The following is a 24,926-nucleotide window of genomic DNA, read 5'->3' as shown; positions in this document are numbered from 1 at the left end:
CAAAGGAGTTCACATGGCATTCGCACGAACCATTCTGGGAGATGTCGACCCGAGCACTCTTGGCGTAGTCAACAGCCACGACCATCTGATCCGGGTGGGAGCCGGTGAGGTCTACCTGGACAAGGACCATCAACTGGATTCGGTCGAGAAGGCAGAGACCGAGGCTGGCTATTTCGCCAAGGCCTCGCTGAAGTGGAGCAAGCAGGGCGGCACCGTGGTGGATATGTGCCCCATCAACTGCGGCCGTGACATCGAGAAGCTGGCCGAGGTGGCCCGCTCGGTGGAGAATCTGCAGATCATCGGAGCCACCGGCTTCCATCGTGAGCATGTCTACCTGGAGACCCAGTCACACTGGATCAACCGCTACAGCGTGGATCAGATCGCCGATTTGGTTATCGCCGATATCCGCGAGGGCATCGACCGCAACGACTACACCGGTCCCTTGGTGGATCGCAGCCCCTATAAGGCAGGCGTCATCAAGATCGGCACTGCTTACGGAGAGATCACGCCCTTCGAGCACAAGTGCATGGAGGCGGCTGCCAAGGCGGCCATCGAGACCGGCGCGCCCATCAACACGCACACCACCTATGGAACCTGTGGTCTGGAACAGGCCCAGACCCTGATCGGACTGGGGGTCCCCGCCGACCAGATCGCCATCGGCCACATCCAGCGCAACGCTGATGTCTACTACCTGGAGGAGATCCTGGATCTGGGCGTCTATCTGGAGATCGACGGCACCAACAGGATCAAGTATCAGCCCGATTCCAACAGGATGATGGAGCTCAGGGCTTTCAAGAAAGACGGCTATGAGGACCGGATCCTCCTGGGCACGGACTCCGGCAAGCGCTCCTACCAGAAGGTCTACGGCTCTGTGAGCGGTGTGGACTACAACCCGGCGGTGGACGGTCCCCGCATGATCGCCGAAGGCTTCGATCCCGACTACGTGGACAAGCTGCTCATCCGCAACGCCCACAACTTCTTCTCCTTCCGTAAGGAGGCCTGAGCGCAATGGCAGCAGACAAGACCCTGGAGCGTCCCCAGCTGCAGATCGCGCTGGACACCTTTGACATGCCTTCGGCCCTGAGGCCTCTGAATGCGTCCATCAGCCAGGTCGATGTCATCGAGTGCGGAACCGTCCTGATCATCGCCGAAGGGCTGAGGGCCGTGCGCGAGATTCGTGCCCTCTACCCCAATAAGACCATCCTGGCGGATGTCAGGATCGCCGAGGCCGGAGCGGTCATCTCCCGCGCCTGCTTCGAAGCGGGTGCCAGCTGGGTTTCGGTGGTCGCCGGCGCCAGCATGACCACGGTCGAGCAGGTGGTCAAGGTGGCCCAGGAGTTCGGCGGCGAGGTCCAGATTGAGCTTGGCGAGACCTACGATCCCGAGCAGGCGCGCGAATGGCGGCGACTTGGAGCCACCCAGGTTATCGTCCACCGTTCCCGCGACGCTGAAGCGGCCGGAAAGCTGACTTGGGGGGAGGACGACAAGGACCGCATCCGTCAGTTGCATCAGATGGGCTTCAAGGTCACTGTGACCGGCGGGGTCACGGCCAAGGATCTGCCCTTCTTCCAAGGAGTTCCCGTCGGAGTGGTGATCTCGGGTCGAGGCATTGTCAAGGCTGACGACCCACTGGCCGCTGCGACCGAGCTGCGGGAGACCATCGGCAGGGTGTGGCCGCAATGAGCGGCAGCATCACCCTGGGCATCTATGAGAAGGCCCTGAAGTCGCCCGCCGAGCCGGATGATTGGGATGCGTTCATGTCCCAGGTGGCGGCCGATGGGTTCACCTTCATGGATCTGTCCATTGACGAAAGCGACAAGCGGATGGCCCGCTTGGACTGGACGGCTGCCCAGGCTTCCGCCTTCCGTCAGGCCGCTGACCGCCAGGGCGTCCAGGTCGGAGGGGTCTGCCTGAGCTGCCACCGCAAGGTGGGCCCCGGCTCGGCCGATCCGGCCATCCGCCGTCAGGCCTACGAGATCTTCCTCAAGGCAATCGATCTGGCTCATGAGGCGGGCATTCCCCTGATCCAGGTAGCCGGTTACTACGCCTACTACGAGAACCCTGATCCTGGCCAGCGCGCTAGGTATGTGGAGGTTCTGGCCAAGGCAGCTGAGTATGCGGCCCAGGCCGGAGTCATGCTGGGCATAGAGAATGTGGACGGCAATGACATCACCTCCATCACCAGGGGGCTGTCCATCTGCGACCAGGTCGGGTCCTCCTGGTTGAGCATGTACCCGGATATCGGCAACCTTTATGAGCAGGAGCTGGATGCCGTGGCTGAGCTCAGGGCTGGAGCCGGCAGAATGCTGGCCATCCATGTCAAGGATGTGCTCCCGGGGCAGCCGCGTCGGATCACCATGGGCGAAGGCTGCGCCGATTTTCCCACGGCTTTCGCCGAGCTGGCCCGGCAGTCCTGGTCGGGGCGGATCATGCTGGAGATGTGGAACGATGATTCGGATCAGGCCGATCAGATCGTCACGAATGCAAGGAAGAAAGTGGAAACCTGGTTGCGCGGGGCCGGCATGGAGGTGCTTGGCCCCAGAGGCTGAAGTAAAGGTCGCAGCCGTCACAGCTGTGATCTGGGGGGTGGTTGTGCCGGTCCTCCACCCCCTTGCCATCGGCAGGGAGGCTATGGCGCCAGCGGTTGTCCCTGGAAGGGTCGGCCCGATCGGTGCGAGTTTGAATGCAAAAGGTCGTAATACGGACTGAAACGGACGTCGTGGTCCATGCTGGAAAACGACCGTGTAGACAAGGAGCGAATGATGGCAGAACATGCATATGATCTTTCGACCATAGGAGAGGGGCAGATCAGGCTCACGGTCAGGACGGGGGAGCGGCTGATGAACGCCCGGTCGGTCCTGATGAATCCTGCCTGTTCCGAGGCCAACGTAGCCGGAGTCCTGGCTCAGCTTCAGCGCAGGACCCTGTGGACCTCCTCACTGCCGGAGGGGGATTTGGGCGAATACATCCTGAGCGAGTACAGGTCTGTGGGCGTTGATCTGAGCACCATGGTCCGCAAGCCGGCCAGCCGGATCGCCCTCTACTTCATGGAGCCGGGCGAGCCCCCCATGCCGGCCAACGTCATCTATGACCGCGAGTACACCCCCTTCAGGTCGACGGGGATCGAGGATTACGACTGGGACCGGATGCTGGACACCCGCCTGCTCTTCCTGACTGGCATCACTGCGGCCCTGACCGATACCACGGCCCAGGTGGTGGCCTATGCTGCCGAGCAGGCGGAGAAGCGCGGCATCGACATCGCCCTTGACGTGAACTTCCGCAGCAAGCTCTGGACCGGCGACCAGGCCAGAAGGGTTCTGGAGCCCATTGCTCACAAGGCCCGCATTCTTTTCTGCTCCATCAAGGACGCCAAAAGCGTCTTCGGAATCGAGGGGACCGGCGAGGAGGTCTGCGAACAGCTCTACCAGCGCTTCGGCAATGAGTACATCGTTTCCACCAATCACCTGGATGGTCCTTACCTGAGGACCTCCAAAGGAATCAAGAAGTACGTCACCACCCCGGTTCCAGTGGTGGACCGTCCCGGTGCCGGGGATTCCTTCGTAGCCGCCACCCTCCATGGCTTCCTCTCCAATGATGTGGAGTGCGGTGTCAGGTGGGGACAGCGGGCCGCCGAGTACGCCCTGACGCATATGGGCGATCTGACCCGTATCCGCGCCCAGGAACTGGATATTCCGCTGGGCGGGGATATCAACCGCTAACTGTTCCTTCACGATTCAGGCTCGCCGCAGTATTCTCCAAGGACGGAGAAGGCAACCCGGATCCTTCGGTCGGCCCCCTACCGTGGTCGGGCCGCCGTCATCATGATCATCCGAGAAAGAAAAGCAACCCATTATGAGTGATACACATGTCACACAGGCCGGGGAGACACTGACCGCATACGAGCAGATAGACGCTCGTCCCCTGACCGGACATCAGAAAAGCATCATCGGCCTGGCCATAGCCGGCAACATATCCGAATTCTTCGATATGTTCCTGATCGGCTTCGTGGTCTCCCTTCTGACTTCGGCCTGGCACCTGACCGGGGTCTCCGCTGGAATCATCCTTGCCTGCTCCGGGCTGGGCACAGTCATCGGATCCATCCTCTGGGGACGTTTGGCCGATCGCTTCGGCCGCAAGCATGCCTTCCAGTGGTGTGTTCTCTGCTTCGTGGTCTTTACGGCCCTGTCGGTCTTCCTGCCTGACGGTGCCTGGATCCTGCTGGCCATCCTGCGCATCGGCGTGGGTATCGGCGTAGGCGGCCTTAACATCATCTCTGTCCCCTACGTCCAGGAGTTCGTGCCGGCCAGACAGCGCGGCATGCTCTCCGGCCTGGCCTCGGTCTTCATTCCTCTGGGTCTGCTCCTGGGATCCGTCTCGCAGAGCCTGATTGGCGACAATTGGCGCGTGCTGGTGGCCCTGGGCGTTATCCCTGTCCTTCTGCTGTTCTGGTTGGCGACGGTGCCGGAGTCCCCTCGTTTCTATCAGAGCGTGGGACGTGACAATGATGCCCGCAAGGCCTTGGCATGGGCTCTGGAGCTTCCCGCGGACCAGGTCGGCGCCCTGCCCAAGGTCGAGCAGGAGCAGAAGGCCAGTTATCGTCTGCTTCTGTCCAAGCATCTAAAGCCGCTGGTCATCATTTCGGTTGGCTCCTTCTGCTTCATTCTGGGTTCCTTCGCCATCCAATCCTGGGGTCAAACGCTGATGAAGGATGCTTTCGGCTTCTCAACGCAGATGGTGGCCTACCTGTTCATGGGCGTCTCCGTGGCCGACTGCATCGGCAGATTCGGCTCTGCCTGGCTGGCTGACATCATCGGTCGGCGTTGGACCATGTTCTCCTTCGGCATCATCGGGGCTCTGGGATGCTTTTACGCGGCCTTCTTCCACAATTCCGGCTGGCAGTTCTATATCGCCGTCCTGGTCATCATGACCTTCGCCGACGGTGTCTTCGGCATTCTCAACGCTTTCGGCGGCGAGCAGTTCCCCAACGATGTTCGTTCCACCGGACTGGGGCTGGGATACGGCATCGGCGCCACGGCCAAGATCGTAGGCCCTATATTCATGGGGCTCCTGGTGGGCGGCGACTATGTCTCCCAGCACATCAACATCGGCGTTGTCACCACGGCATTCACCTTCTTCGGTGTCTGCCTGGTCATCGGCGCTGTTATATATCTCTTTGCCCAGGAGACCAAGGGCAAGGATCTGGAAAGCCTGTGAGGATGCGCAATAGGGTCTGTGCACGCAGGTAAGCAAACCGGGCCGGCTTTTCGCAGGAAGATCCGGCCCCATATTGGAAATGGTGGTGGTTCTTATGACGTCCTTGGCTGATTTTCCTGACGAGGTGCGTGTCGAGGTAGGTCTGGTCCGTGAGCATGTTGCTGCCCTGCATGCGCAGTTGATCAAGTGGGGGCTGGTGGTATGGACGGCGGGGAATGTCTCACAGCGTCTGCATTCAGCCGACTTGCTGGTGATCAAGCCGTCCGGGGTGCGCTATGAGCGGTTGACGCCGGAATCAATGGTGGTCACGGATCTGGAGGGGCATGTGGTGGACGGATCCGCCGCCCCATCCTCGGATGTGTTTTCGCACGCCTACATCTACCGGCACATGCCCGAAGTGTTCGGCGTGGTGCATACGCACTCGACCTTTGCGACGGCCTTTGCTGCAGTGGGCCGGTCGATTCCATGTGTATTGACGATGATGGGTGACGAGTTCGGCGGTCCGGTGCCGGTGGGTCCCTTCGCCTTGATCGGTTCGGACCAGATAGGCCGCGGGGTGGTCGAGACCCTGGCGGAACATCCGGGCTGTCCTGCGGTGCTCATGCGCAACCACGGCCCCTTTACGGTCGGAGCGGATGCTGAAGCTGCGGTAAAGGCAGCGGCGATGACGGAGGAGGTGGCGCGTACGGTGTGGGCTGCTGAGCAGATTGGTACGCCCGTGCCCCTGTCCGACGAGGATGTGGCCAGTCTGAACGACCGCTACCAGCACGTGTACGGCCAGCACTGAATCTCAATGCGATGTCCCGCCCCGGCAGGCGAGTATGGACAGTGCAGGTGCTTGCCGCGGCAGATTCGAATTAGACTGGAGGCCATGACCAGATCTTCCCAAGAAGTGCAGCGGCAACTGGATCGGATCGTGGCCCTGGGCTATCCGGATGTGGCGGACATCAGCGCCGCCGCCTTCAGAGCCTTGGCCCAGCCCCTGATTTCCGCGCTGGAGTCCACTGAGCTGGGCGAGCAGATCCTGCTCATCCCCACCAGAGAGCTGGTCTCGCCCGAGTCGCTGATCGCCCGGACCAGCATCAACCGCATGGCCGGCTTCACCACCATGCCGCCGCGTGACATCGCCAGCTTCCTGCCGCAGAACGGGTTCGAGCCTCCCGAGGGTCCCTTTTACATCGTTCTGGAGCCCCATACCGGCACCTGCTACACCAACCGCGAGCCCGACGTGGCCCGCAAACTGATCGACTCCGACGACCGTCTCCCTCTGACCTTGGAGGAGGGTCTGGCCATCGCCACCCAGCATCCCGACTGGCTGGCGGTCAAGAACGGCTTCAACCTGCTGGGTTCCCACAGCGCCGATGGGCGTGTGCCCAGCATCTGGATGAGCCAGAACGCCCCCCGTCTGGGTTCGGTCTGGCCCAACTCGCGCCACACCTGGCTGGGCAACGCCTACTGCGAGGGCCGTCGCGGCGTCTCCCTCTTCCAGTGAATCCTTTCCACTGAATCTTATGAAGTGAGCACTCTGTCAGCGCTTGTATCGTGTGGTATTTGCATCCTTGGCAACCTCGCGAATTATGCCAGCCTCCGCGCGCTCGCCTTCCGCTGCGTCGTAATGCGGACCCGGACCGCATGTCCCGGCCCTCCTCCGGTAAGATAATGACACCCCCGGTGCGGTTTCGACATGCCCGAACGCCTATAGCCGGGCGACATTGTGGTTTCCGACGAACGAAAGAAGGAGGAGAGATGGATCAGGATCGTGCATCCGTGTTTGATCTTGCGGCCCAGGCCGCGGCGTCCAATGGAGGGAACAACGACCTGCTGCTGCCTCCCCCCAGGTTTGTGGGTTCGCCGCAGAAGCCCAGCGCCATGCCCTACACCAAGTATGTGGCCTACAACAAGCAGGTCCCCTTTGACTATCCGCAGCGCACCTGGCCGGGCAAGACCCTGAAGCGGGCGCCTCGCTGGTGCTCGGTGGATCTTCGCGACGGCAACCAGGCCTTGGTTGATCCCATGGATTCCGAGCGCAAGCTGAGATTCTGGAATCTGCTGATCTCCATGGGCTTCAAGGAGATCGAGGTGGGCTTCCCCTCGGCCTCCGAAACCGATTACGACTTCATCCGCCTCCTGATAGAGCGCGAGCTGATCCCTGACGACGTGACCATCGTGGTCCTGACTCAGGCCCGCGAGCATCTGATCCGCCGTACCTACGAGGCCCTGCGTGGGGCCAAGCGGGCGGTGGTCCACTTCTACAACTCGGTCTCGGTCCTGCAGCGGGAGGTCGTCTTCCACAAGGACAAGGCCGGCATCAAGCAGCTGGCCACCGACGCGGCCGAGCTCTGCCGCTCCCTGGAGGCCGATGCCGGGAGCACCGATCTTTCTTACGAGTACTCGCCCGAATCCTTCTCTGGCGCAGAGCCTGAGTACTCCCTGGAGGTCTGCAACGCGGTCATCGACGTGATCCGGCCTACGCCGGAGCACCCCATGATCATCAACCTGCCCAACACCGTGGAGATGACCACCCCCAACGTCTTCGCCGACGAGGTGGAGTACATATCCACCAACCTCAAGGACCGGGATGCAGTGGTGCTCTCCCTGCACCCCCACAACGATGAGGGCATGGCTGTGGCAGCCACCGAGCTCAGCCTGCTGGCCGGGGCCGACCGGGTCGAGGGTTGCCTGCTGGGCAATGGCGAACGCACCGGCAATGTCGACATTTGCACGGTGGGGCTGAACATGCTGGTCCAGGGGATCGACCCCCAGCTGGACTTCTCCGACATGCCCGGCATCCGTCGGACGGTGGAGTACTGCAATCAGATCGCCGTCTCCGAGCGTCACCCCTATGTGGGCAACTTCGTCTTCACAGCCTTCTCCGGCTCCCACCAGGACGCCATCAAGAAGGGTCTGGATGCCAGGCAGCAGGCGGCTCTGCGTGCCAACGCCAACCCCGACGACTTCCTCTGGCTGGTGCCCTACCTGCCCATCGATCCCAAGGATGTGGGCGGCAACTACGAGGCCATCATCCGGGTCAACTCCCAATCGGGCAAGGGCGGCATGGCCTACCTGCTCAAGGCCAACCACCATCTGGATCTGCCCAAGCGCCTTCAGGTGGAGTTCGAACGACTGGTCCAGAGCTATGCCGACAGGACCAAGCGCGAGGTCAAGGATGCCGACATCTGGCGGCTCTTCAAGGACGAGTACCTGCCCGTGGAGGCCGGAGGAAACGTGGTCGGCGGCGAGTCCATGGCCGATCAGCGCGACGAGACCCTGCAGCAGTGGGGACGCTTCAAGCTCCTGAATGTGGCAGTCACCTCCGGCGAGGACGGCTCCGACACTGTTCTCGATGCCACCCTGCTGGACCGGGGACTTGCCCCAGGCGATCCTGAGGAGCGCCGTCGTGTTCAGGGGCATGGGAACGGTCCTATTGCGGCCTTCCTGGATGCACTCAAGTCCCTGGATCAGAACGTTTCGGTTCTGGATTACGCCGAGCACGCTATGACCGCAGGCACGGATGCTCTGGCCGCCTCCTACGTGGAATGCCGGGTGGGCGAACCGGCCAGGTCCCGGGTGATCTGGGGCGTGGGCATCGATTCGTCCATCTCCACCAGCTCCCTCAAGGCCATCATCTCGGCCCTCAACCGCTTCCAGCGCGGCTAGCGGTCAAAGGGGATAAAACGCAACCCCAGACCAGCTAGACCAGCCTTACGGTCCGATCCGAGCGCAGCTGATTCGTCCGGATCGGACCGGTCTGCCCGGACAGCCTTACTGTTGGGATGACTCTGACCCGGAGTTGCCCTCGGTGGTTCCGCCGTTGCCGCCTTCGGCCCCGCCTCCATTGCCTGAGCCCGAGCCGCTGCCGGCTCCTGACTCCTCCTGCGGGACTATCTGCTGCTGGTTGCGCTGCTGAGGCACGTATTCATAGTTGTAGTTGCGCCTGGGCGTATAGGAGTAGCTCGGCTTATACCCGGTGCCCCAGCTGCCGTCCGGTCCGCCGATCTTGCCATGGTCCTCGGCCGCAGGGAAGCGCTCCACCGGGCTGTTGCCCAGGGCCGACTTCATGTACTGGGTGAACAGCTGGACCGGATAGAACTCGTTCTGATAGACATCAGGCACCTTGAGGGCACTGCCATCCTGACCTTGGTTCCAGACGGCGAAAGTGGTCAGCAGCGAGGGGGTGAATCCGATGAAGGAGATGGCTGTCTGATCGTTGGCTGTACCTGTCTTGCCGGCGATGGGCCGGCCCAAGGAACGTGCGTAGGAGGCGGTGCCGTACTGAACCGTGGTGGTCATGGCCTTCTGCAGCAGGGCCACCTGGTCGGCATTGAAGACCTGGTCCGACTGGATGGCCGCGGTGTAGAGCTCCTGATCCTTGGCGTCCTTGACCTGGGCCACCAGATGCAGCAGGGGTCGCTTGCCCCCGTTGGCCAGAGTGGCGTATCCCTGGGTCACGTCATAGACCGAAAGAGCATCCAGACCCAGGGTGTCGAAGGTGGTCGTGTCGTCGATCTTGCCGGTGATGCCGGCCGTATGTGCCAGCTGGGCCGTCTTCTGGGAGGTCACGTGCTCGCCCAGATCCATGAAGACCGTGTTGACCGAGTTGGCGAAGGCCGAGTAGAGGTTGATGTACCCGTAGCTGACCTGCCCGGCATTAGCGACGGACTTGCCCACGCTGGAGAAGGTGCGTGGAGAGTTGCCATTGAAGACCGTGTTGAGGCTGACCCCATCCTGGATGGCTCCCAACAGGGTGTAGGCCTTCATGGTCGAACCCACCTGGAAGGTGGCCTGGTCCACATTGTTGAGCTGGTGGGTCAGATAGTCGTCCCCCGCATACAAGGAGATGATGGCGCCGGTCTTGGGGTCGACCGAGAGCCCTCCGGTCTGCAGGGTGGGCGGATGGTGCTTGTTGCCGGTGGTTGGACTGGCCACCTGGAACATCAGATCCTGTTTGTCTTTCTGAATGGTGGTGATGATCCGGTAGCCGCCCGTGTCCAGGTCGTCTGCCGTGAAGGGGGCCTTTTTGCCGGAGGACAGCTCGTTGCGGACCATGCGCAGCAGGTAGCCGTTGGGCCCCTGGTAGACGTTCTCCGGCGAGTACTTGATGGTCTGCGGCATCTGGGCGCCGACCCGGTCTTTGTGGCTGATGTAGTGGTCCTCCTCCATGATGCCCAGCACCCGGTGGAAGCGCGATTCGGCCTGCTTGGGGTTGATCGCCGGATCCCAGGAGGCCGGGGCGGGGATGATGCCGGCCAGCATGGCCGACTCTGGCATGGTCAGGTCCTTGGCGTCCTTGCCGAAGTAATTCTGGGCGGCGGCCTGGATCCCGTAGGCGCCGCGGCCGAAGTAGATGGTGTTCATATAGTTGCACAGGACCGTGTCCTTATTCTCGGTCCTGGAGATCTTCAGGGAGAGGATGGCCTCGCGCAGCTTGCCCTTGTAGGAGGTGGTCTCGCCCAGATAGTAGCGCTCGGCGTACTGCTGGGTGATGGTGGATCCGCCCTGTCGGGTGCCCTTGGTCACGTTGTTGAGCAGGGCCCGGCCGATGCCCTTGAGGTCGATGCCGTTGTCCTTGTAGAAGGAACGGTTCTCCGAGGCGACCACCGCATTGCCCACATACTTGGGAAGGACCGTGCAGTCGATGATTTCCCGATTCTGGTCGGCGTAGGTTCCGATGGGGGTAGTGCCGTCCGCATAGTAGACCGTAGTCTTTTGCGCCAGGGCCTGCTTCTCCGGCGGGATGATCTCGGTGGTCAGATACAGGTAGGCGAAGGCCGCCGCCCCGGCGACCAGCACCAGTCCCAACAGGGCCAGGATCCACTTAAGCACACGATGTGACTTGCGACGTCGTCCCCGGCGGGGCCCGTTACCCCGGGGGTTCCGGTCGGCATGCCGCGAGGTGGGGATGTCGGTGCGATTGCCGCCCCCGCGCGACCCGGACTGGGCCCTGCGAGTGGGCGAGGTCGAACTGACTGAACGAGTCTGATTGGCCATGCCAACCACGCTATCCGGCAGGGCTGAAAACTGTTCGACCTAGGGCTGAACGTTCATCATTTTCGTACGTTTGTGCCCTCCCTGGAGGTATGTACTGCCGGCTGGCGCGCATATGAGGCTCCATTCCACGATGCAATCCACCGGGAGAAGGTATGCTTAGGTTGGAAATAACTCAGTAAATCAGAGGAGTTTGTATGAGCATCCGTGTAGCTATAGCGGGCGTGGGCAACTGCGCTTCCTCGCTGGTACAGGGAGTCGAATATTACAAGGACGCCAAGGATGATGACAAGATCCCCGGCATCATGCACGCCAACTTCGGGGGCTACCGCATTCGTGACGTGGAGTTCGTGACCGCCTTCGACGTGGATTCCCTCAAGGTCGGCAAAGACCTGAGCGAGGCCATTTTCGCCTCGCAGAACAACACCTACAAGTTCTGCGACGTTCCCAATAAGGACGTGGAGGTCCTGCGCGGGCCGACCGGCGATGGACTGGGCGAGTACTACAGCAAGATGATCACCGAGTCGGACGCCGAGCCCGTGGACGTGGCCCAGGTTCTGCGTGACAAGAAGGTCGACGTGCTGGTCTCCTACCTGCCCGTCGGCTCCGAGCAGGCCGACAAGGCCTACGCCACCGCCGCCATCGAGGCCGGGTGCGCCTTCGTCAACTGCCTGCCTGTCTTCATCGCCTCCGACCCCGAGTGGGCCCAGAAGTTCCGCGATGCCGGCCTGCCCATCGTGGGCGACGACATCAAGAGCCAGGTGGGCGCCACCATCACGCACCGCGTCATGGCCCGCCTCTTTGAGGACCGCGGCGTGCGTCTGGATCGCACCTACCAGCTGAACGTGGGCGGCAACATGGACTTCATGAACATGCTGCAGCGCTCCCGCCTGGAGTCCAAGAAGGTTTCCAAGACCCGTGCGGTCACCTCCATCGTTCCTCACGATATGGATCCCCACAACGTCCACATCGGTCCCTCCGACTATGTGGCCTGGCTGGATGACCGCAAGCTGGCCTTCGTGCGCCTGGAGGGCACCACCTTCGGCGATGTCCCGCTGAATCTGGAGTACAAGCTGGAGGTCTGGGATTCGCCCAACTCGGCCGGCATCGTCATCGATGCCCTGCGTGCCGCCAAGATCGCCCTGGACCGCCACCTGGCCGGCCCGGTGCTGGCACCCAGCTCCTACTTCATGAAGTCCCCCGCTGTCCAGCATGAGGACAACGAGGCCCGCCAGCTGGTCGAGGATTACATCGCCGGCAAGGTGGAGGGCGACGAGAGCGCCCTGGATGCCGATGTCAAGGCCGCCAAGGAGAACGGCAAGGACGTCTGGCACGCCTGAGCCTGCGGATTCCGCCTGATTGATGTCTGGGGCGCCTCTTCCAAGGTCGTCCCGAAGGCATGAATAGTAGATGCTTGGTCTGGAAAGAGGCCGGTCGCTTTTCATAGGCGGCCGGCCTCCTTGTATTCTGAACGGAACAGCGGCTTCGGATTTGCTGGTTCAACCTGGCGCCGAGTTCTTCAGTCTCAGACTCCCTTCAATGATTCCCTCTGAATTGCCCCTGGAAGATCGTCAGGAGTGCAATCAGGGTTTCAGTCCTTGGTATGGCCTACCAGGGGAGCGATCCGCTTGTCCCAGGCATCCAGAGCTGAATTGATGACCTGGTGCATGTCGTAGTAGGCGTAGGTACCCAAGCGGCCGCCGAAGACCACCTTCGGCTGTTGGGCTGCCAGCTGCTTGTACTGGGTGTAGAGGGCGCGGTCGTCGCCCGTGTTGATGGGGTAGTAGGGTTCGTCACCCTTGCCGGCGAATCGGCTGTATTCCTCCCAGACCACGGTGCGCTCATGGTTCTGCCGGTCGTAGCGTTCGGGGTTGAAGTTCTTGAACTCGATGGCGCGGGTGTAGGGCACGTCGGGATCGGAGAAGTTCATGACCGGGCAGCCGAAGTGGTCGTCCTCGTCATAGCGGCGCTCCTTGAAGTCCACGGTCCGCCATTTGAGCTCGCCCAGGCGGTAGTCGAAGTAGCGGTCGACCGGGCCGGTGTAGACCACGGGGACCTGTCCTGCCAGAGCATCCCGGTTCCAGGGCTGGGAGTTGTCGAAGAAGTCGGTTTTCAGGCTCACCTGGATGCGGGGATCGTCGATCATCCTCTCGAACCAGGCGGTATAGCCGTCCTTGGGCAGGCCCTCCCATGTGTCTTTGAAGTAGTGGTTGTCATAGTTGAATCGCACCGGCAGTCGCTTGATGATGGAGGCGGGCAGCTGTGAGGGGTCGGTCTGCCACTGCTTGGCCGTGTAGTTTTTGATGAAGGCCTCATAGAGGGGGCGGCCGATCAGGCTGATCCCCTGATCGTTCAGGTTGCCCGGGTCGGTCCCGGCCAATTCGCCGGCCTGTTGACGAATCAAATCCCTGGCCTGCTGGGGGGTGTAGTGGGCGTGGAAGAACTGGTTGATGGTGCCCAGGTTGATGGGTAGGGGGTAGACCTCGCCCTTGTGGGTGGTGTAGACCCGATGGGTGTAGTCGGTGAACTCGGTGAAGCGATTGACGTACTCCCAGACCTTGCGGTTGGAGGTGTGGAAGAGGTGTGCACCGTACTTGTGGATTTCGGCCCCGGTCTCCTCGTCCATGTAGGAGTAAGCGTTGCCGCCGATGTGGTCGCGCACGTCGATGATCCGCACCCGGGCTCCACTGTGCTCGACCGCCTGCTGGGCCACGGTCAGGCCAAACAAGCCAGCGCCTACAATCACCAAATCAGCATCCATGTCAGCCATTCGTCTTCAGCCATCCATCCCTTGTCGCTGTGATGCCGGGGTGCCTATTGTCTGTTGTCAGGGTCCGGCATGATCCTTGATCAACCGCTGGAGTACGGCGATCCTGTTGTTTACATGCTAGCGGACGGGCCTGGTTGGGGAAACGGCGGGCGGTGATGTCAACTGAATGCGCACCTGGCACGGAGGGTTCGGTGCCTTTTAGTGGACAAGTGGAGCCTGTCTGCTATCATGGTGACTTGCTCTCACGTGGCGTTATGTCACCCAATCCCCCCAGGGCAGGAATGCAGCAAGGGTAAGTGGCCTCTGGCGGGTGCGTGGGAGTTTTTTCATAGATGTTCGCCGGATGGGGTAATTATCTAGGTGTCGCACCAGGAATTCGTGCGTGTGTGTGCACGAGCGATGCTACCGATTGAGTCCTATTCCCAGCTCTCATCCCACGCTCGGTAGTTGAGCTTTTCTTGTTTGATGTTTACATCCTGTGATTGAATAATGAAGAGTTTGCTCTAGGCTGATTAGCAGCCTGGGGAGGGGAAATCAGAGGAGAGTGACGAATCATGAAGAAATGTACTTCATGCCAGGCCGAAAATCCGGATAGCGCAAAATTCTGCAGAAAGTGCGGCAAGTCCTTTGCGAAGCAGGAGCAGGATGCACCTGCCCCGGGTGCTACTACAAATTCGACTGAGCAATCGGAGGCTCAGCAAAAGCCTGGCGAGCAGACGGAGACTCAGCCCAAGGAGGGACTGACCACTGATGCTGGCGTGCCAAATAATCCTTCTTCTGGTCTTCCCCAGCCGGTCTCTAACCCGGCTGAGCAATCAGGTCAGCCTGGTCCTACCTCTGGTGTCCATCCGACGCCAGTACCGGGCGCTCAGCCACTACAGAACATCAATGTACAATCGCAATCGCCACTGGGACAACCTTCTCCAGATGCCCGCTATTCTGCTGGGCAGCCGACACAGCCGTTCCCGCAGGCGCAGCCAACCCAACCGACCCAGCAGTTCCAACAAGCTCAGGCCACCCAGCCTAACCAGCCGCCTCTCCAACAGCCTATGCCTGGCGCAGCTCCTGGCATGGCCCCGGTTCAGCAGACTGTACCTACACAGTCCAGACTCTTCTTCAACTGGCTGCTTGCTGCCTTGAAGAAGCCCAGCTTACGTATGATCAAGCCAGCCTGGTACGCATGCATACCCATATTTGTAGAAGCTATGATCATTTCTCTGTTGGTTACGATTTGGGAATCGCGGACGGTCTCTGCTGTATCGCATGCTTTTAGCCCTGTGACATCGATATTAGGCTATTCGTCCTCGTCAGCTTCATCTGGTTCTTCGGGTAACTTTGGGTTCTTCTTCCGAGGCTTCATTGCTGTGGCTTTTGTGCTCTACGTCATGACCCTGTCTATATTTATAGGCAAGAAAATATATGGTGACCCTGACGGTTTTCGACAGGCACATGACGCGTTCGCACAGATTATTATTCCTTTCGCGATCCTCCACCTGGTCTTGGTTCTGCTTTCTCTGGTAGGTGCTTCGGTCGTGGCAGGTGTCATTTTCCTATTCAGCGTCGGCTTCATGTCCGCGGTTCCCTCCTATCTGATTGCTACATCCAGGAATACTCACAAACTGGATTCCTTCTGGCTTTGGCTCATTTTCATGGTTGTCGCCTTCCTCATCTTCTTGCTGGTGATGATTATCTTCATAAGCATTGCTGGTGAGGCCTTCATGAGCGCCATCTTCTCCTTGGTCTGACAACAGTCGTGACAAGCAGAAGAACAACGCAGAAAGGCTAGGGCGATTATGTTTTGCATAAATTGCGGCGCTAAGAATGAGCCTGACGCCCAGTTCTGCACGTCGTGTGGACACCTGATGACGTCGGCAGACGATCAAGTTACGACTCTGGATTCTGATGGTGAAAAAGCGAACGGTAAGGAAAGCGTCTCAACATCTACTCTTGATCCCGCCAGTGAAGAGGCTTCTAAGGCAGATGCTGATACCGATGCAGACGATTCTTCCAAGGAGGCGAAGCCTGCTTCTGAGGATTCGGAGTCTTCCGACGAAAATGATGCTCAGTCTCAGCCCGTCTCCTCAGGCACAGCAGATACTGATGATATGGCGGACAAGGAGCAGCCTACTGCAACTCTTTCGCAGATCGAGCAGTATATGGCCGCCGATTCTGGGCCCTCAACTGTGGTTGATTCCCAGTTTCAAACACAGGCCCTACCAAATGTCACGGCATCAATGGAGCAACCGATCGCCGTTCCGGTCACACGTAAGGTGCAGCGAAAGACTCTCATCATCTGGGGCATCCTCATTGGTGTGGCGGTCATTCTGATCGGCGCATATTTTATACTCAAGAATATGATCTTCACGCCTTCAGAGCAGATCAACACGTACGTCTCCGCCGTATCCAGTGGCAATTACAAGCGTGCCAATAAATTGGTTGATCCTGGCGTGGCCAACGACTCACGCATCCTGCTGACAAACGACTATGCCAAGGATGCAGATTCGCGCATCAAGAACGTCGAGGTTGGTCCTCTGGTCCGAAATCCACGAGGCTCTGGCTATCAGGTGCAAATTTCCTACACAGTCAATGGTGTCAAGCAGAATAAGGTGCTAGATATACAGGCCTCTGGCAAGCAATTTTTGATTTTCGACTCCTGGAAGATCGCGACACCCTTGACCACCACCATCAAGGTGGCTGCGCCAAAGACAGTGGACAGTCTCGTGGTTAACGGCATCAATGTCAAGCTGGCAGAAGCTGGTATGAACAAAGAGGTCGTCACTCCTCCCTCTGACTCTTCATCATCTGACAGCAGCGACGAAATGCAATACAGTTCAATGGATCAATACACCTTGCCGGCCTATCCAGGTGTGGCCAAGGTGGGGCTGCCTAGTTCCAAGTACATCCAAGCTCAGCCGGTTAAGCTCGATAATCCCAGTAAGGTCGCTTACATCGCTCCTCAGGCCACTGATGCATTAGAAAAAGGGATCCTGGACAAGGTCCAGCAACGTATCAATGACTGCACGGCCTCCACAGAAACGAGTAAGACTGGCTGTTCCTTCTCCAACGGTACTTTTGAGGATTATGGCAGTCTAAGTTATACCAATATCAAACGGACTGTCAGTAGTCAGCCTTCTTTGAGTGAGTTGGATTTGAGCAATGGCGAGTTTAAAACCAGCTTGATTCAGACCAATATCACTTACCAATATCGTTTTGATTCAGACTCCGACTGGGAGGATAGCAAATCTTCTGCATCAGATTACCTGACCGGCACGTTCGTGATCAAAGATGGTGAACTGGCCGTTAAGATTGACGATTCCGGCAAAAACTACTACTGATTAGCCGATAAACTGTAAGGAGTTCCCGCCATCGCTGCATTGACGAAGACGGGAACTCCTTCTATTTCCATGGCCTGTCAGCCAAGGGCTCAGTTGTTATCTTTCACGAAGATGATGCCCTTTGCTATGATTGCGTCATCAGGGGGTTGGGCCCCGCAACAATTCGCCACAGCAGCCTGCATTTTTTCATCCATGTTCGGTATTGCCTGCCCAGCGGGCACGAAAGTATAGGTCGTCTTCGTCAGGCCTGACCATTCGCGCAAGGAATCCGAAACACCCTTGATCGACTTGGGGTCCAGAGTCAAAGTCTTGGTGCCATCCGAATTATTGGTAATTTTGGAGAAACGGCCGCTGTAGTTATCGGTGTTGCCATCCATGAATTTGGGCCGGTCGGTACGCTCAAAAGTCATGCCAGTAAAACTGCCATCTGACTGGATGGTCATTCTACTGATCAGAGAACCATCGCCGGATTCAGCCCAAAGCCACTTGCCTGCCAAGGCATGAAAGTCTTGGCTGGCCTTGTTGCCGGAATTCGATGCCACGCCTTGGGTTACGGTGTTACCACCTATGGCTTTCCAATTGATTGGATTTTCCACTAGGTAGTAGACGTTCCTCTTGTTCGGAGCTTCTTGGAATGGCTCGGCTTTGCCGTACTGGGTGGGCGCATAGGGGTTCTTGTTCCTGTTGCCATCGGCTGAGCGGTCTGGATACTTGCTGTTGTCGCGCTTGATCAGGTAGGGGCGGTCGGCATCCGGCTTGAAATTGGACCTGCCCGCGAAGTATTCGTCCGAATCTAGTTGGTCGAGCTTAGCGCCTACCGGCATATAGACGAAAAAGTCCTTGGCCTTCCACTTCAACCCGGAGTTTTTGAATCCCGGGTCTTCGCCCAAGGGCACAAATTTGGGAGTGCCGTTGTCGCAAGAGGCAGCGTCAACAGGCATGGTACCGCAGTTGGGCAAGCCGGCGCCTGCGTAGAGTTCGAAGGCTCCGCTCTGTCCGGAGATCAGGTGGTTCTTCATGTATCCTGCCCCTTCGTACAGGTCGGTATTGGAGGGAATGCAGCCGGATGGGTCTTGAGAGAAGGTGCACAGGCTCAAGTAATCACGCCAATTTCCGTCTGGGATAGTTTCGCCGCGCACTTTTAAATACTGCGATGAAAAGCCGAATTGACTACCGGCCTCATCTTTGCTGACTGCGTCCAAGTTCAGACAGTCGCCGTCTTCAGTGCAGTATTGTCCAGCCAAGTTTTCCTCTTTGTCGAGAATGTAAACGGATTCTGCGAATTTGTCGTCTCTTCTAGCGAGCACATCGAGTTTTTTGCTGGCATCTACGCCGTAGTAGAGTGTGGCGGTTTTGGTGTCGGTGGGTTGGCCGATGGAAGGGTTGGCGCCGACGATCTTGCCTAGGTTCTTCTGACTGGAGAAGCGGGGCTGCATGGTGATGCTATAGCCTTTGGCTTCCAGCTGGCTCTGAGCCTGGTCCTTGTCCATGCCGGCGATCTCGATGGGGATGCCTGCCTTGTCAGTGGCAATGCCCACATGGATGCCGTCTTTGGGGTCGAGCACGGGCTGTCCGTCGGACGGGGAGGATGCTGCGACCTGGCCGACATCGGTCTTGGATGAGACAACGTCAGCCACCGTGAGAGGCACCTCCATGGTTTTGAGCGTTTGCACAGCCTTGGCTTTGCTTTGTCCGATGGTGCCTTTGGGTACGCCAGGACCAGCGGATTCAGTGACGGTGACGTGAGTATTCTTGGGCAGATGGCCGGACCTGTCAGCGCCAGACAGGCGGATGAAGGAGCCCTTGCGTTTGGAGCTGAATTGGAGTTGGGTCTTAGCGGGAATGCCGGCCTTCTTGAGTTGTTCGACGGCTTCTGCGGCAGTCTTGGCCTGCACATGGGGCATGGCTCTGGGTGACAGCTGCCGGTAAGCAACAAAACCGCACGTGATTACTAGAACCAGCGCTACAAAAGCTGCTATCAGGATGTAAAGTCGCTTACGGGAGGCAACTACGCTGGCAGGGGCTGAGCCTGATGCTGAGCCTTGTCCAGGGAGGACGGATAGGGGGACGGCTTCCGTATCGCCTGGTTTTCTACCGGTTTTGTTGACCTCAATTGCATCGGTCGCCTGGTTTGAGTCTCTAGACTCAGTATTAACGGCAGAGGCTTCGGCTGTGTCGGAGGCACCTGTGTCGCTCGCTGATTGATCTGATTCATCTTCGCTGGGCTGGCGTCTATCGGTCTGTTCGGTGTCCTTGATTTGGTCGGGGGATTGGTCATCAGTTTTTACAGCTGCATCAAGCGGTTGTCCGCATTGGTTACAAAACTGATCGTCGTCCTCGTTGGCCGCCCCGCATTGGGTACAGTATTTCATCCTCTTCTTCCCTTCTCCCCGCTTCCGCAGCAGTTCAGTTATTCATCTCTTTCAAAGATGATGCTGGAACCGTTTACGTCTCGCGTCCGACCTGGTTGGTGATTAGCCGTAAGTTCGCGGTAACCCTTCTGCCTTTATGCTAGCGGATGGCCCAGGTCGAAGGTGTTGCAGGTGTCTATATTGATGATTATTGAGGATTCTGTGTTTTCAATGGCAGACTGAGTCGTCCTGCGTATCGCAGTGTTTCACTTCCACGTGGCGTAATGCAGCAAGGGTAAGTGGCCTCTGGTGTGGGTGTGTGGGAGCTTCTCATGGTTGTTCTGCCTGAGCTGGTTGAAGTCGTGAAAACAACGCGTTCGTCGGACGAGGTGTCGGCTGTCGGCCCAGGGGTTGGATAGAGTCTTGAGGTATGACCAACAAGCACAAGCAGGGCGAAGCACAGGAAACCTGGTACCGGGATCCGAATGAGCAAACTGAAACGGCCGACAGTCATGCTGACCGGGATCCTTTGACGTCTCGCCCTCGGATTTCAGCCCTGGTTCTGTGCCTGGTCGCCGGCCTAGTCTTCCTGGGTCTGGCGGCTTTGGTCTGGTGGGCGTCTGTGTGGACTGTTGCCGGGCAGACCTATGACGACATGGCCCTGACCAACTTCCGCGGTTTTCTTGACCAGGCGCCTCTTGTCAAGGCTTATCTGGGAGTGTTCGCCATGCCTTATGTGACTGCGGTGATCTGCGTGGTGCTGGGCCTTGCAGCCCTGGTGGTTGTTCTGGTCAGGCGCCGGTGGTGGCTGCTCGGCCAGGTTGCCGTTTATGCTCTGGTGGTCTACGGGGCGGCGCGCATTCTCAAGCGCTTCCTGCCTCGCCCGGTGCTGATCCATTCTCAGGCCTCCACAGCCAATTCGGCCCCCTCAGGGCACACCATCCTGGCTTTGGCGGTGGTGCTGGCTCTGCTCTGTGTGGTGCCGCGTGTTTGGAGGGCTCCGGTCGCCTTGGTGGGGTTTGCCTTTGACCTGTCTGTGGGCTGCTCGTTGGTGCAGGGAGGCTGGCACCGCCCCTCAGACGTGGTCATGGGCGTGCTTATTCCGGTCGGTCTCTGCCTCATTGCTCTGGCCGTCACTCGTGGCACCGGGATGGACGTTCCTGGAACCAGGATGTCCTCGGCTTCGATCCAGATTGTCGCCACCTTGATGCTGGTGGCAGGGTTCCTGGGGATTCTCTATGCCTGGTATGTCATTTGGCAGGTCAGCCCTGGTCTGGAGATCGGCGCTCGGTGGGCGGCCTACGGGGTTCATTGCTCGGCCGTCATACTGATGGCTTCACTTCTGTCGCTGACCCTGGGACTGGTTCTGGCGCTGAGGCAGATCACGGCCTCGCCTCTGACCAGGATGGGCCTTGTCGGTCGGCCTCCGGCTCCTCCCCAAAATGACTGAAGACAGTCTCTGAGCGTACCGAACGTCTTTGATTCATCCACTGTCGACCCCAGGGATCCACACCCGTGCACATGACCTCTTGATTTGCATGGTGACGGAACCTCGTGAGTAAGATGGCGTGCGAAAGACCACAATATAAGGAGAGGCCATGGCATCCGGCAATAAGCTCGTCATTGTTGAGTCGCCAACCAAGGCAAAGAAGATCGGCGGGTACCTGGGCAAGGGCTACACGGTCATGGCCTCGGTGGGCCATATCCGCGACCTGGCCCAGCCATCGCAGATCCCGGCCTCCCAGAAGAAGGCCTATGGCAAGTTCGGCGTGGACGTGAACGATGGCTTCAAGCCCTACTACATCGTGGACGATAAGAAGAAGCACACGGTGTCCGAGCTCAAGAAGGCGCTGAAGAACGCCGACGAGCTCTATCTGGCCACTGATGAGGATCGGGAGGGGGAGGCCATCGCCTGGCACCTGGTCCAGACCCTTAAACCCAAGGTGCCGGTAAAGCGCATGGTCTTTCATGAGATCACGCCAGAGGCCATCAAGAATTCTCTCAAGCACACCAGGGACGTGGATGCCCACATGGTGGATGCCCAGGAGACCCGCAGGGTTCTGGATCGGCTCTATGGCTATGAACTTTCACCGGTGCTCTGGCGCAAGGTGGGTCCGGGGCTGAGCGCAGGGCGTGTCCAGTCTGTGGCGACTCGGCTGATTGTGGAGCGCGAGCGTGAGCGCATGGCCTTTGTCAAGGCCTCCTACTGGGACCTGATGGCGCGCCTGGTGCAGGAGGATGCAGGGGAATCGTCATCATCGGGCGGTTTTCAGGCGCGGATGATCAGCCTGGGGGAGCAGCGGCTGGCGGTCTCCAAGGACTTCACCTCCAAGGGCCAGCTGACGCAGGCTGCAGCCAAGGAGCAGGTCCTGCAGCTGGATGAGCAGCACGCCCGAAGCCTGGCTGAGACGCTGAAAAATCAGGACTTCACGGTGACGGGTATGGAGACCAAGCCCTACCGGCGGCGCCCCCAGCCCCCCTTCACTACGTCTACCCTGCAGCAGACGGCAGGCAACCGGCTGGGCATGAGTTCCCGGGCCACCATGCGCGCTGCCCAGGGGCTCTATGAGAACGGGTTCATCACCTATATGCGTACCGATTCGGTCACCCTCTCCCAGGAGGCCATTGCCGCTGCTCGCAAGGGGGTCGAACGCGAGTACGGGGCCGAATATCTGTCGGCCGAGTCCAAGCAGTATGTAACCAAGACCGCCGGCGCCCAGGAGGCCCACGAATGCATCCGGCCAGCCGGTTCCACCTTCCACAGGCCCCAGGAGCTGGCCGACCGTCTGGCCCCTGACCAGCTCAAGCTCTACACCCTGATCTGGCGCCGCACCTTGGCTTCACAGATGGCCGACGCCACCGGATCCACAGCCACCATCCGCCTGTCGGCGCCGGCGGGCAAGGAGGGCACAGCCCTCTTCCAGGCTTCAGGCACCGTCATCAAGTTCCCTGGCTTCCTTAAGGCCATGGGTTCGGGCTCCGAACAAACCGATGGGGATTCAACCCTGCCTCCGGTCCAGAAGGGCGACGTGCTTCGTGCTGCTGCCCTTGAGCCTGAGGGTCATGAGACACAGCCGCCGGCCCGCTACACCGAGGCCTCCCTGGTCAAGACCCTGGAGGCCAAGGAGATCGGCAGGCCTTCCACCTATGCCAGCATCATCTCGACCATCATCGATCGCGGATACGTCTACGAGCGCGGTCGCGCGCTGATCCCCTCTTGGCTGGCCTTTTCAGTGGTCAGGCTGCTGGAGACCAATTTCCCCAAGTACGTGGACTACCAGTTCACGGCACAGATGGAGAACGGCCTGGATATGATTGCCCATGGCAAGGAGCGGGGCAAGGACTGGCTGACCCGGTTCTACTTTGGCTCTGGCCCGGGCGCCGCTCAGAACGCTGATCAGGCTCATCAGGGTTTGCAGGAGCAGGTGGCCCAGTTGGGAGACATCGACGCCCGAAAGATCAACACCATTGAGATAGGCGATGGCCTGCAGGTGAGGGTCGGCCGCTACGGCCCCTATCTTGAGGATACGGCTGACCTGGATGCCGATGGCAATCCCAAGCGTGCCTCTTTGCCGCCAACGATGGCTCCGGACGAGCTGACTGTGGCAGCGGGCCATGAGCTGATTGCAGCCAACGCAGGCGGTCCTCGTCAGCTGGGCAAAGATCCGGAGACCGGCGGTCGGGTCGAGGTGCGCAAGGGCCGATTCGGGCCCTATGTGGCCCTGATCAGCCCCGAAGAGGATGCGGCCGAACAGAAGAAGCCTGCCACTAAGACTGCAAGGACGGCCAAGCGAACAGGTCCCAAGCCCAAGATGGCCTCGCTCTTCAAAACCATGGATCCGGACACGGTCACCCTGCAGGATGCCCTGAAGCTGCTCAGCCTGCCCAGGACGGTGGGCAGCATCGAGCTGACCGATGCCAAGACTGGAGCAACCAGCCAGGCCACAGTCACAGCCAGCAACGGCCGCTATGGTCCCTACCTGACGGCCACCAAGGCCGACGGCGGAACCGAAACGCGTTCGCTGACCGACGAGGACCAGATTTTCACCATTGACCAGTCCGGGGCCAAGGCCCTCTTCGATCAGCCCAAGTACGGACGGCGTTCCCGGAGCGCGGCCAAGCCTCCTCTTCGTGAGCTGGGTACGGACCCTGACAGCGGCAAGCCCGTCACCATCAAGGACGGATTCTACGGCGTCTACATCACCGACGGGCAGACCAACAGGACCCTGCCCAAGCAGTACACGGCCCAGTCCATCGAACCGGAGGTGGCCTTCCGACTGCTGGCAGAGAAGCGCGCGGCCGGACCCGCCAAGCGGCGCGGCCGCACCACTCGCAAGTCGACCGCACGAAAGTCTACTGCCCGCAAGTCGGCCGCTCGCACCCGCAAAACCACAAAGAAGGCCAAGGCCACCAAGACTTCCAAGACTACGGAGCATCAGGCATGAGTGATGGTTTGTTCATTTCCTTCGAGGGTGTGGACGGGGCAGGCAAGACTACCCAGGTCCAACGAGCACACGATTATCTGCAGGAGTGCGGCCTGCGGTCCCAAGTCACCCGTGAACCAGGCGGCACCCCGGTCGGATTGACCATCCGGGAACTCGTTCTGCACGGCTTGGCCGCCTTTCCTTCTGTTGCCGTGACCGGGGGTACCGACGTGGTTGATGCCTCCGACGATCTGGCCCCTAGGACCGAGGCCCTGCTCTATGCAGCGGATCGTGCCGAGCATGTGGCCCAGGTGGTGCGCCCGGCTCTGGAGCGAGGAGACATTGTGCTCTGCGACCGGTACCTGGATTCCTCAGTGGCCTATCAGGCCGGAGGCCGTGATCTGTCGGCGGATGTGATCCGTCGGCTGAGCCTGTGGGCCAGTCAGGGTTTGCTGCCCAAGCGCACCTACCTGCTGGATGCGGATCCGTCTCAGTCCAAGTCGCGTCTGAATCATGAGCCTGATCGTCTGGAGTCGGCTGGCGACGACTTCCAGCAGCATGTGCGTCAGGCATTTCTGCAGCTGGCTCACAATGAGCCCGACCGGTTCCTGGTTATCGACGCTACCCAGCCCATCGACCAAGTCTGGCAGATCATCCAAGATGATTTGGACAAGTTGGTCGAAGGACGCGAGCCGGATCTGCCGCAGGTCGACGATGAGAATGAAGATGCTCAGGACGATGTCGACGATGATGAATCGGCTGCAGGATACGAGGACGATGAGCAGGATGCCGAGTCGGACTGGACTGAGGCTGCGGATGCGTCCGATCAGATATCGGAGGCTGATCC

16 protein-coding genes, 1 other RNA gene and 2 pseudogenes are annotated in these 24,926 nt (G+C 59.6%); 16 read left to right on the top strand and 3 right to left on the bottom strand.

Annotated features, from left to right (window positions below; genetic code table 11):
* Positions 1–13 precede the first annotated feature (13 nt).
* The 8 genes from QRX40_RS02835 (at position 14) to leuA (ending at position 8,871) form a co-directional block, all read left to right on the top strand.
* Positions 14–1,003 (top strand): phosphotriesterase, encoded by a 990-nt coding sequence (locus tag QRX40_RS02835; RefSeq protein ID WP_101432973.1) that lies wholly within the window; start codon positions 14–16, stop codon positions 1,001–1,003.
* A 5-nt stretch (positions 1,004–1,008) separates the two neighbouring features.
* Complete coding sequence (locus tag QRX40_RS02830; protein WP_313836141.1) at positions 1,009–1,683, top strand: 3-dehydro-L-gulonate-6-phosphate decarboxylase; 675 nt, start codon at positions 1,009–1,011, stop codon at positions 1,681–1,683.
* The gene (locus QRX40_RS02825; RefSeq protein WP_313836140.1) at positions 1,680–2,549 is read left to right on the top strand and encodes an L-ribulose-5-phosphate 3-epimerase; all 870 of its coding nucleotides are present in this window, start codon (positions 1,680–1,682) and stop codon (positions 2,547–2,549) included. The genes QRX40_RS02830 and QRX40_RS02825 overlap by 4 nt, the downstream gene beginning before the upstream one ends.
* Positions 2,550–2,762: 213 nt before the next feature.
* Complete coding sequence (locus tag QRX40_RS02820) at positions 2,763–3,719, top strand: sugar kinase (protein ID WP_313836138.1); 957 nt, start codon at positions 2,763–2,765, stop codon at positions 3,717–3,719.
* A gap of 133 nt (positions 3,720–3,852) precedes the next feature.
* Positions 3,853–5,214, top strand: coding sequence for an MFS transporter (locus QRX40_RS02815; RefSeq protein ID WP_313836136.1), 1,362 nt, complete (start codon positions 3,853–3,855; stop codon positions 5,212–5,214).
* 94 nt (positions 5,215–5,308) lie between these two features.
* Positions 5,309–6,001: an L-ribulose-5-phosphate 4-epimerase gene (locus QRX40_RS02810; protein ID WP_313836134.1), complete on the top strand. Its 693-nt coding sequence runs from the start codon at positions 5,309–5,311 to the stop codon at positions 5,999–6,001.
* Positions 6,002–6,085: 84 nt separating this feature from the next.
* Entirely contained in the window at positions 6,086–6,706 is a 621-nt protein-coding gene (locus tag QRX40_RS02805; protein ID WP_024626962.1) for a DUF5701 family protein, read from the top strand.
* Positions 6,707–6,960: 254 nt separating this feature from the next.
* Complete coding sequence (leuA, locus tag QRX40_RS02800) at positions 6,961–8,871, top strand: 2-isopropylmalate synthase (protein ID WP_313836131.1); 1,911 nt, start codon at positions 6,961–6,963, stop codon at positions 8,869–8,871.
* 105 nt (positions 8,872–8,976) lie between these two features.
* Here the strand turns inward: leuA and QRX40_RS02795 are convergent, their stop codons facing one another.
* Complete coding sequence (locus tag QRX40_RS02795) at positions 8,977–11,202, bottom strand: transglycosylase domain-containing protein (RefSeq protein WP_313836129.1); 2,226 nt, start codon at positions 11,200–11,202, stop codon at positions 8,977–8,979.
* A 194-nt stretch (positions 11,203–11,396) separates the two neighbouring features.
* On the opposite strand from QRX40_RS02795, the gene QRX40_RS02790 reads away from it, so the two are divergent.
* Positions 11,397–12,539 (top strand): inositol-3-phosphate synthase, encoded by a 1,143-nt coding sequence (locus QRX40_RS02790; protein WP_313836128.1) that lies wholly within the window; start codon positions 11,397–11,399, stop codon positions 12,537–12,539.
* A gap of 251 nt (positions 12,540–12,790) precedes the next feature.
* Here the strand turns inward: QRX40_RS02790 and glf are convergent, their stop codons facing one another.
* The gene (gene glf / locus QRX40_RS02785) at positions 12,791–13,969 is read right to left on the bottom strand and encodes a UDP-galactopyranose mutase (protein ID WP_313836127.1); all 1,179 of its coding nucleotides are present in this window, start codon (positions 13,967–13,969) and stop codon (positions 12,791–12,793) included.
* Positions 13,970–14,205: 236 nt separating this feature from the next.
* On the opposite strand from glf, the gene ffs reads away from it, so the two are divergent.
* The 4 genes and pseudogenes from ffs (at position 14,206) to QRX40_RS02770 (ending at position 17,304) form a co-directional block, all read left to right on the top strand.
* Positions 14,206–14,296: signal recognition particle sRNA small type (gene ffs / locus QRX40_RS02780), an RNA gene on the top strand.
* Between the two features lie 227 nt (positions 14,297–14,523).
* Positions 14,524–15,714 (top strand): DUF6574 domain-containing protein, encoded by a 1,191-nt coding sequence (locus QRX40_RS02775; protein ID WP_313836125.1) that lies wholly within the window; start codon positions 14,524–14,526, stop codon positions 15,712–15,714.
* Positions 15,715–15,762: 48 nt separating this feature from the next.
* Positions 15,763–15,825: pseudogene (locus QRX40_RS08750) on the top strand (zinc-ribbon domain-containing protein); the annotation flags it as partial.
* A gap of 6 nt (positions 15,826–15,831) precedes the next feature.
* The gene (locus tag QRX40_RS02770; RefSeq protein ID WP_313836123.1) at positions 15,832–17,304 is read left to right on the top strand and encodes a hypothetical protein; all 1,473 of its coding nucleotides are present in this window, start codon (positions 15,832–15,834) and stop codon (positions 17,302–17,304) included.
* An 89-nt stretch (positions 17,305–17,393) separates the two neighbouring features.
* On the opposite strand, the gene QRX40_RS02765 is transcribed toward QRX40_RS02770, so the two are convergent.
* Positions 17,394–19,676, bottom strand: a complete 2,283-nt coding sequence (locus QRX40_RS02765) for a zinc-ribbon domain-containing protein (protein WP_313836121.1) — start codon at positions 19,674–19,676, stop codon at positions 17,394–17,396.
* Positions 19,677–20,085: 409 nt separating this feature from the next.
* Between QRX40_RS02765 and QRX40_RS02760 the strand changes: the two genes are divergently transcribed.
* From QRX40_RS02760 to tmk, 3 genes and pseudogenes are all read left to right on the top strand, one after another.
* Complete coding sequence (locus tag QRX40_RS02760) at positions 20,086–21,105, top strand: phosphatase PAP2 family protein (protein ID WP_313836119.1); 1,020 nt, start codon at positions 20,086–20,088, stop codon at positions 21,103–21,105.
* Positions 21,106–21,253: 148 nt separating this feature from the next.
* On the top strand, positions 21,254–24,100 hold the full coding sequence (topA, locus tag QRX40_RS02755) for a type I DNA topoisomerase (RefSeq protein WP_313836117.1): 2,847 nt from the start codon (positions 21,254–21,256) through the stop codon (positions 24,098–24,100).
* Positions 24,097–24,756: pseudogene (tmk, locus tag QRX40_RS02750) on the top strand (dTMP kinase); the annotation flags it as partial. The gene topA and the pseudogene tmk, both read left to right, overlap by 4 nt.
* Positions 24,757–24,926: the final 170 nt, after the last annotated feature.

The sequence above is a fragment of the Bifidobacterium sp. H6bp9 genome, assembly GCF_032193695.1.
GTDB classification, from domain to species: Bacteria; Actinomycetota; Actinomycetes; order Actinomycetales; family Bifidobacteriaceae; genus Bombiscardovia; species Bombiscardovia kimbladii.
The sequence above is the reverse complement of the archived record's forward strand: the minus strand, read 5'-3'. Positions and strand labels throughout refer to the sequence as shown.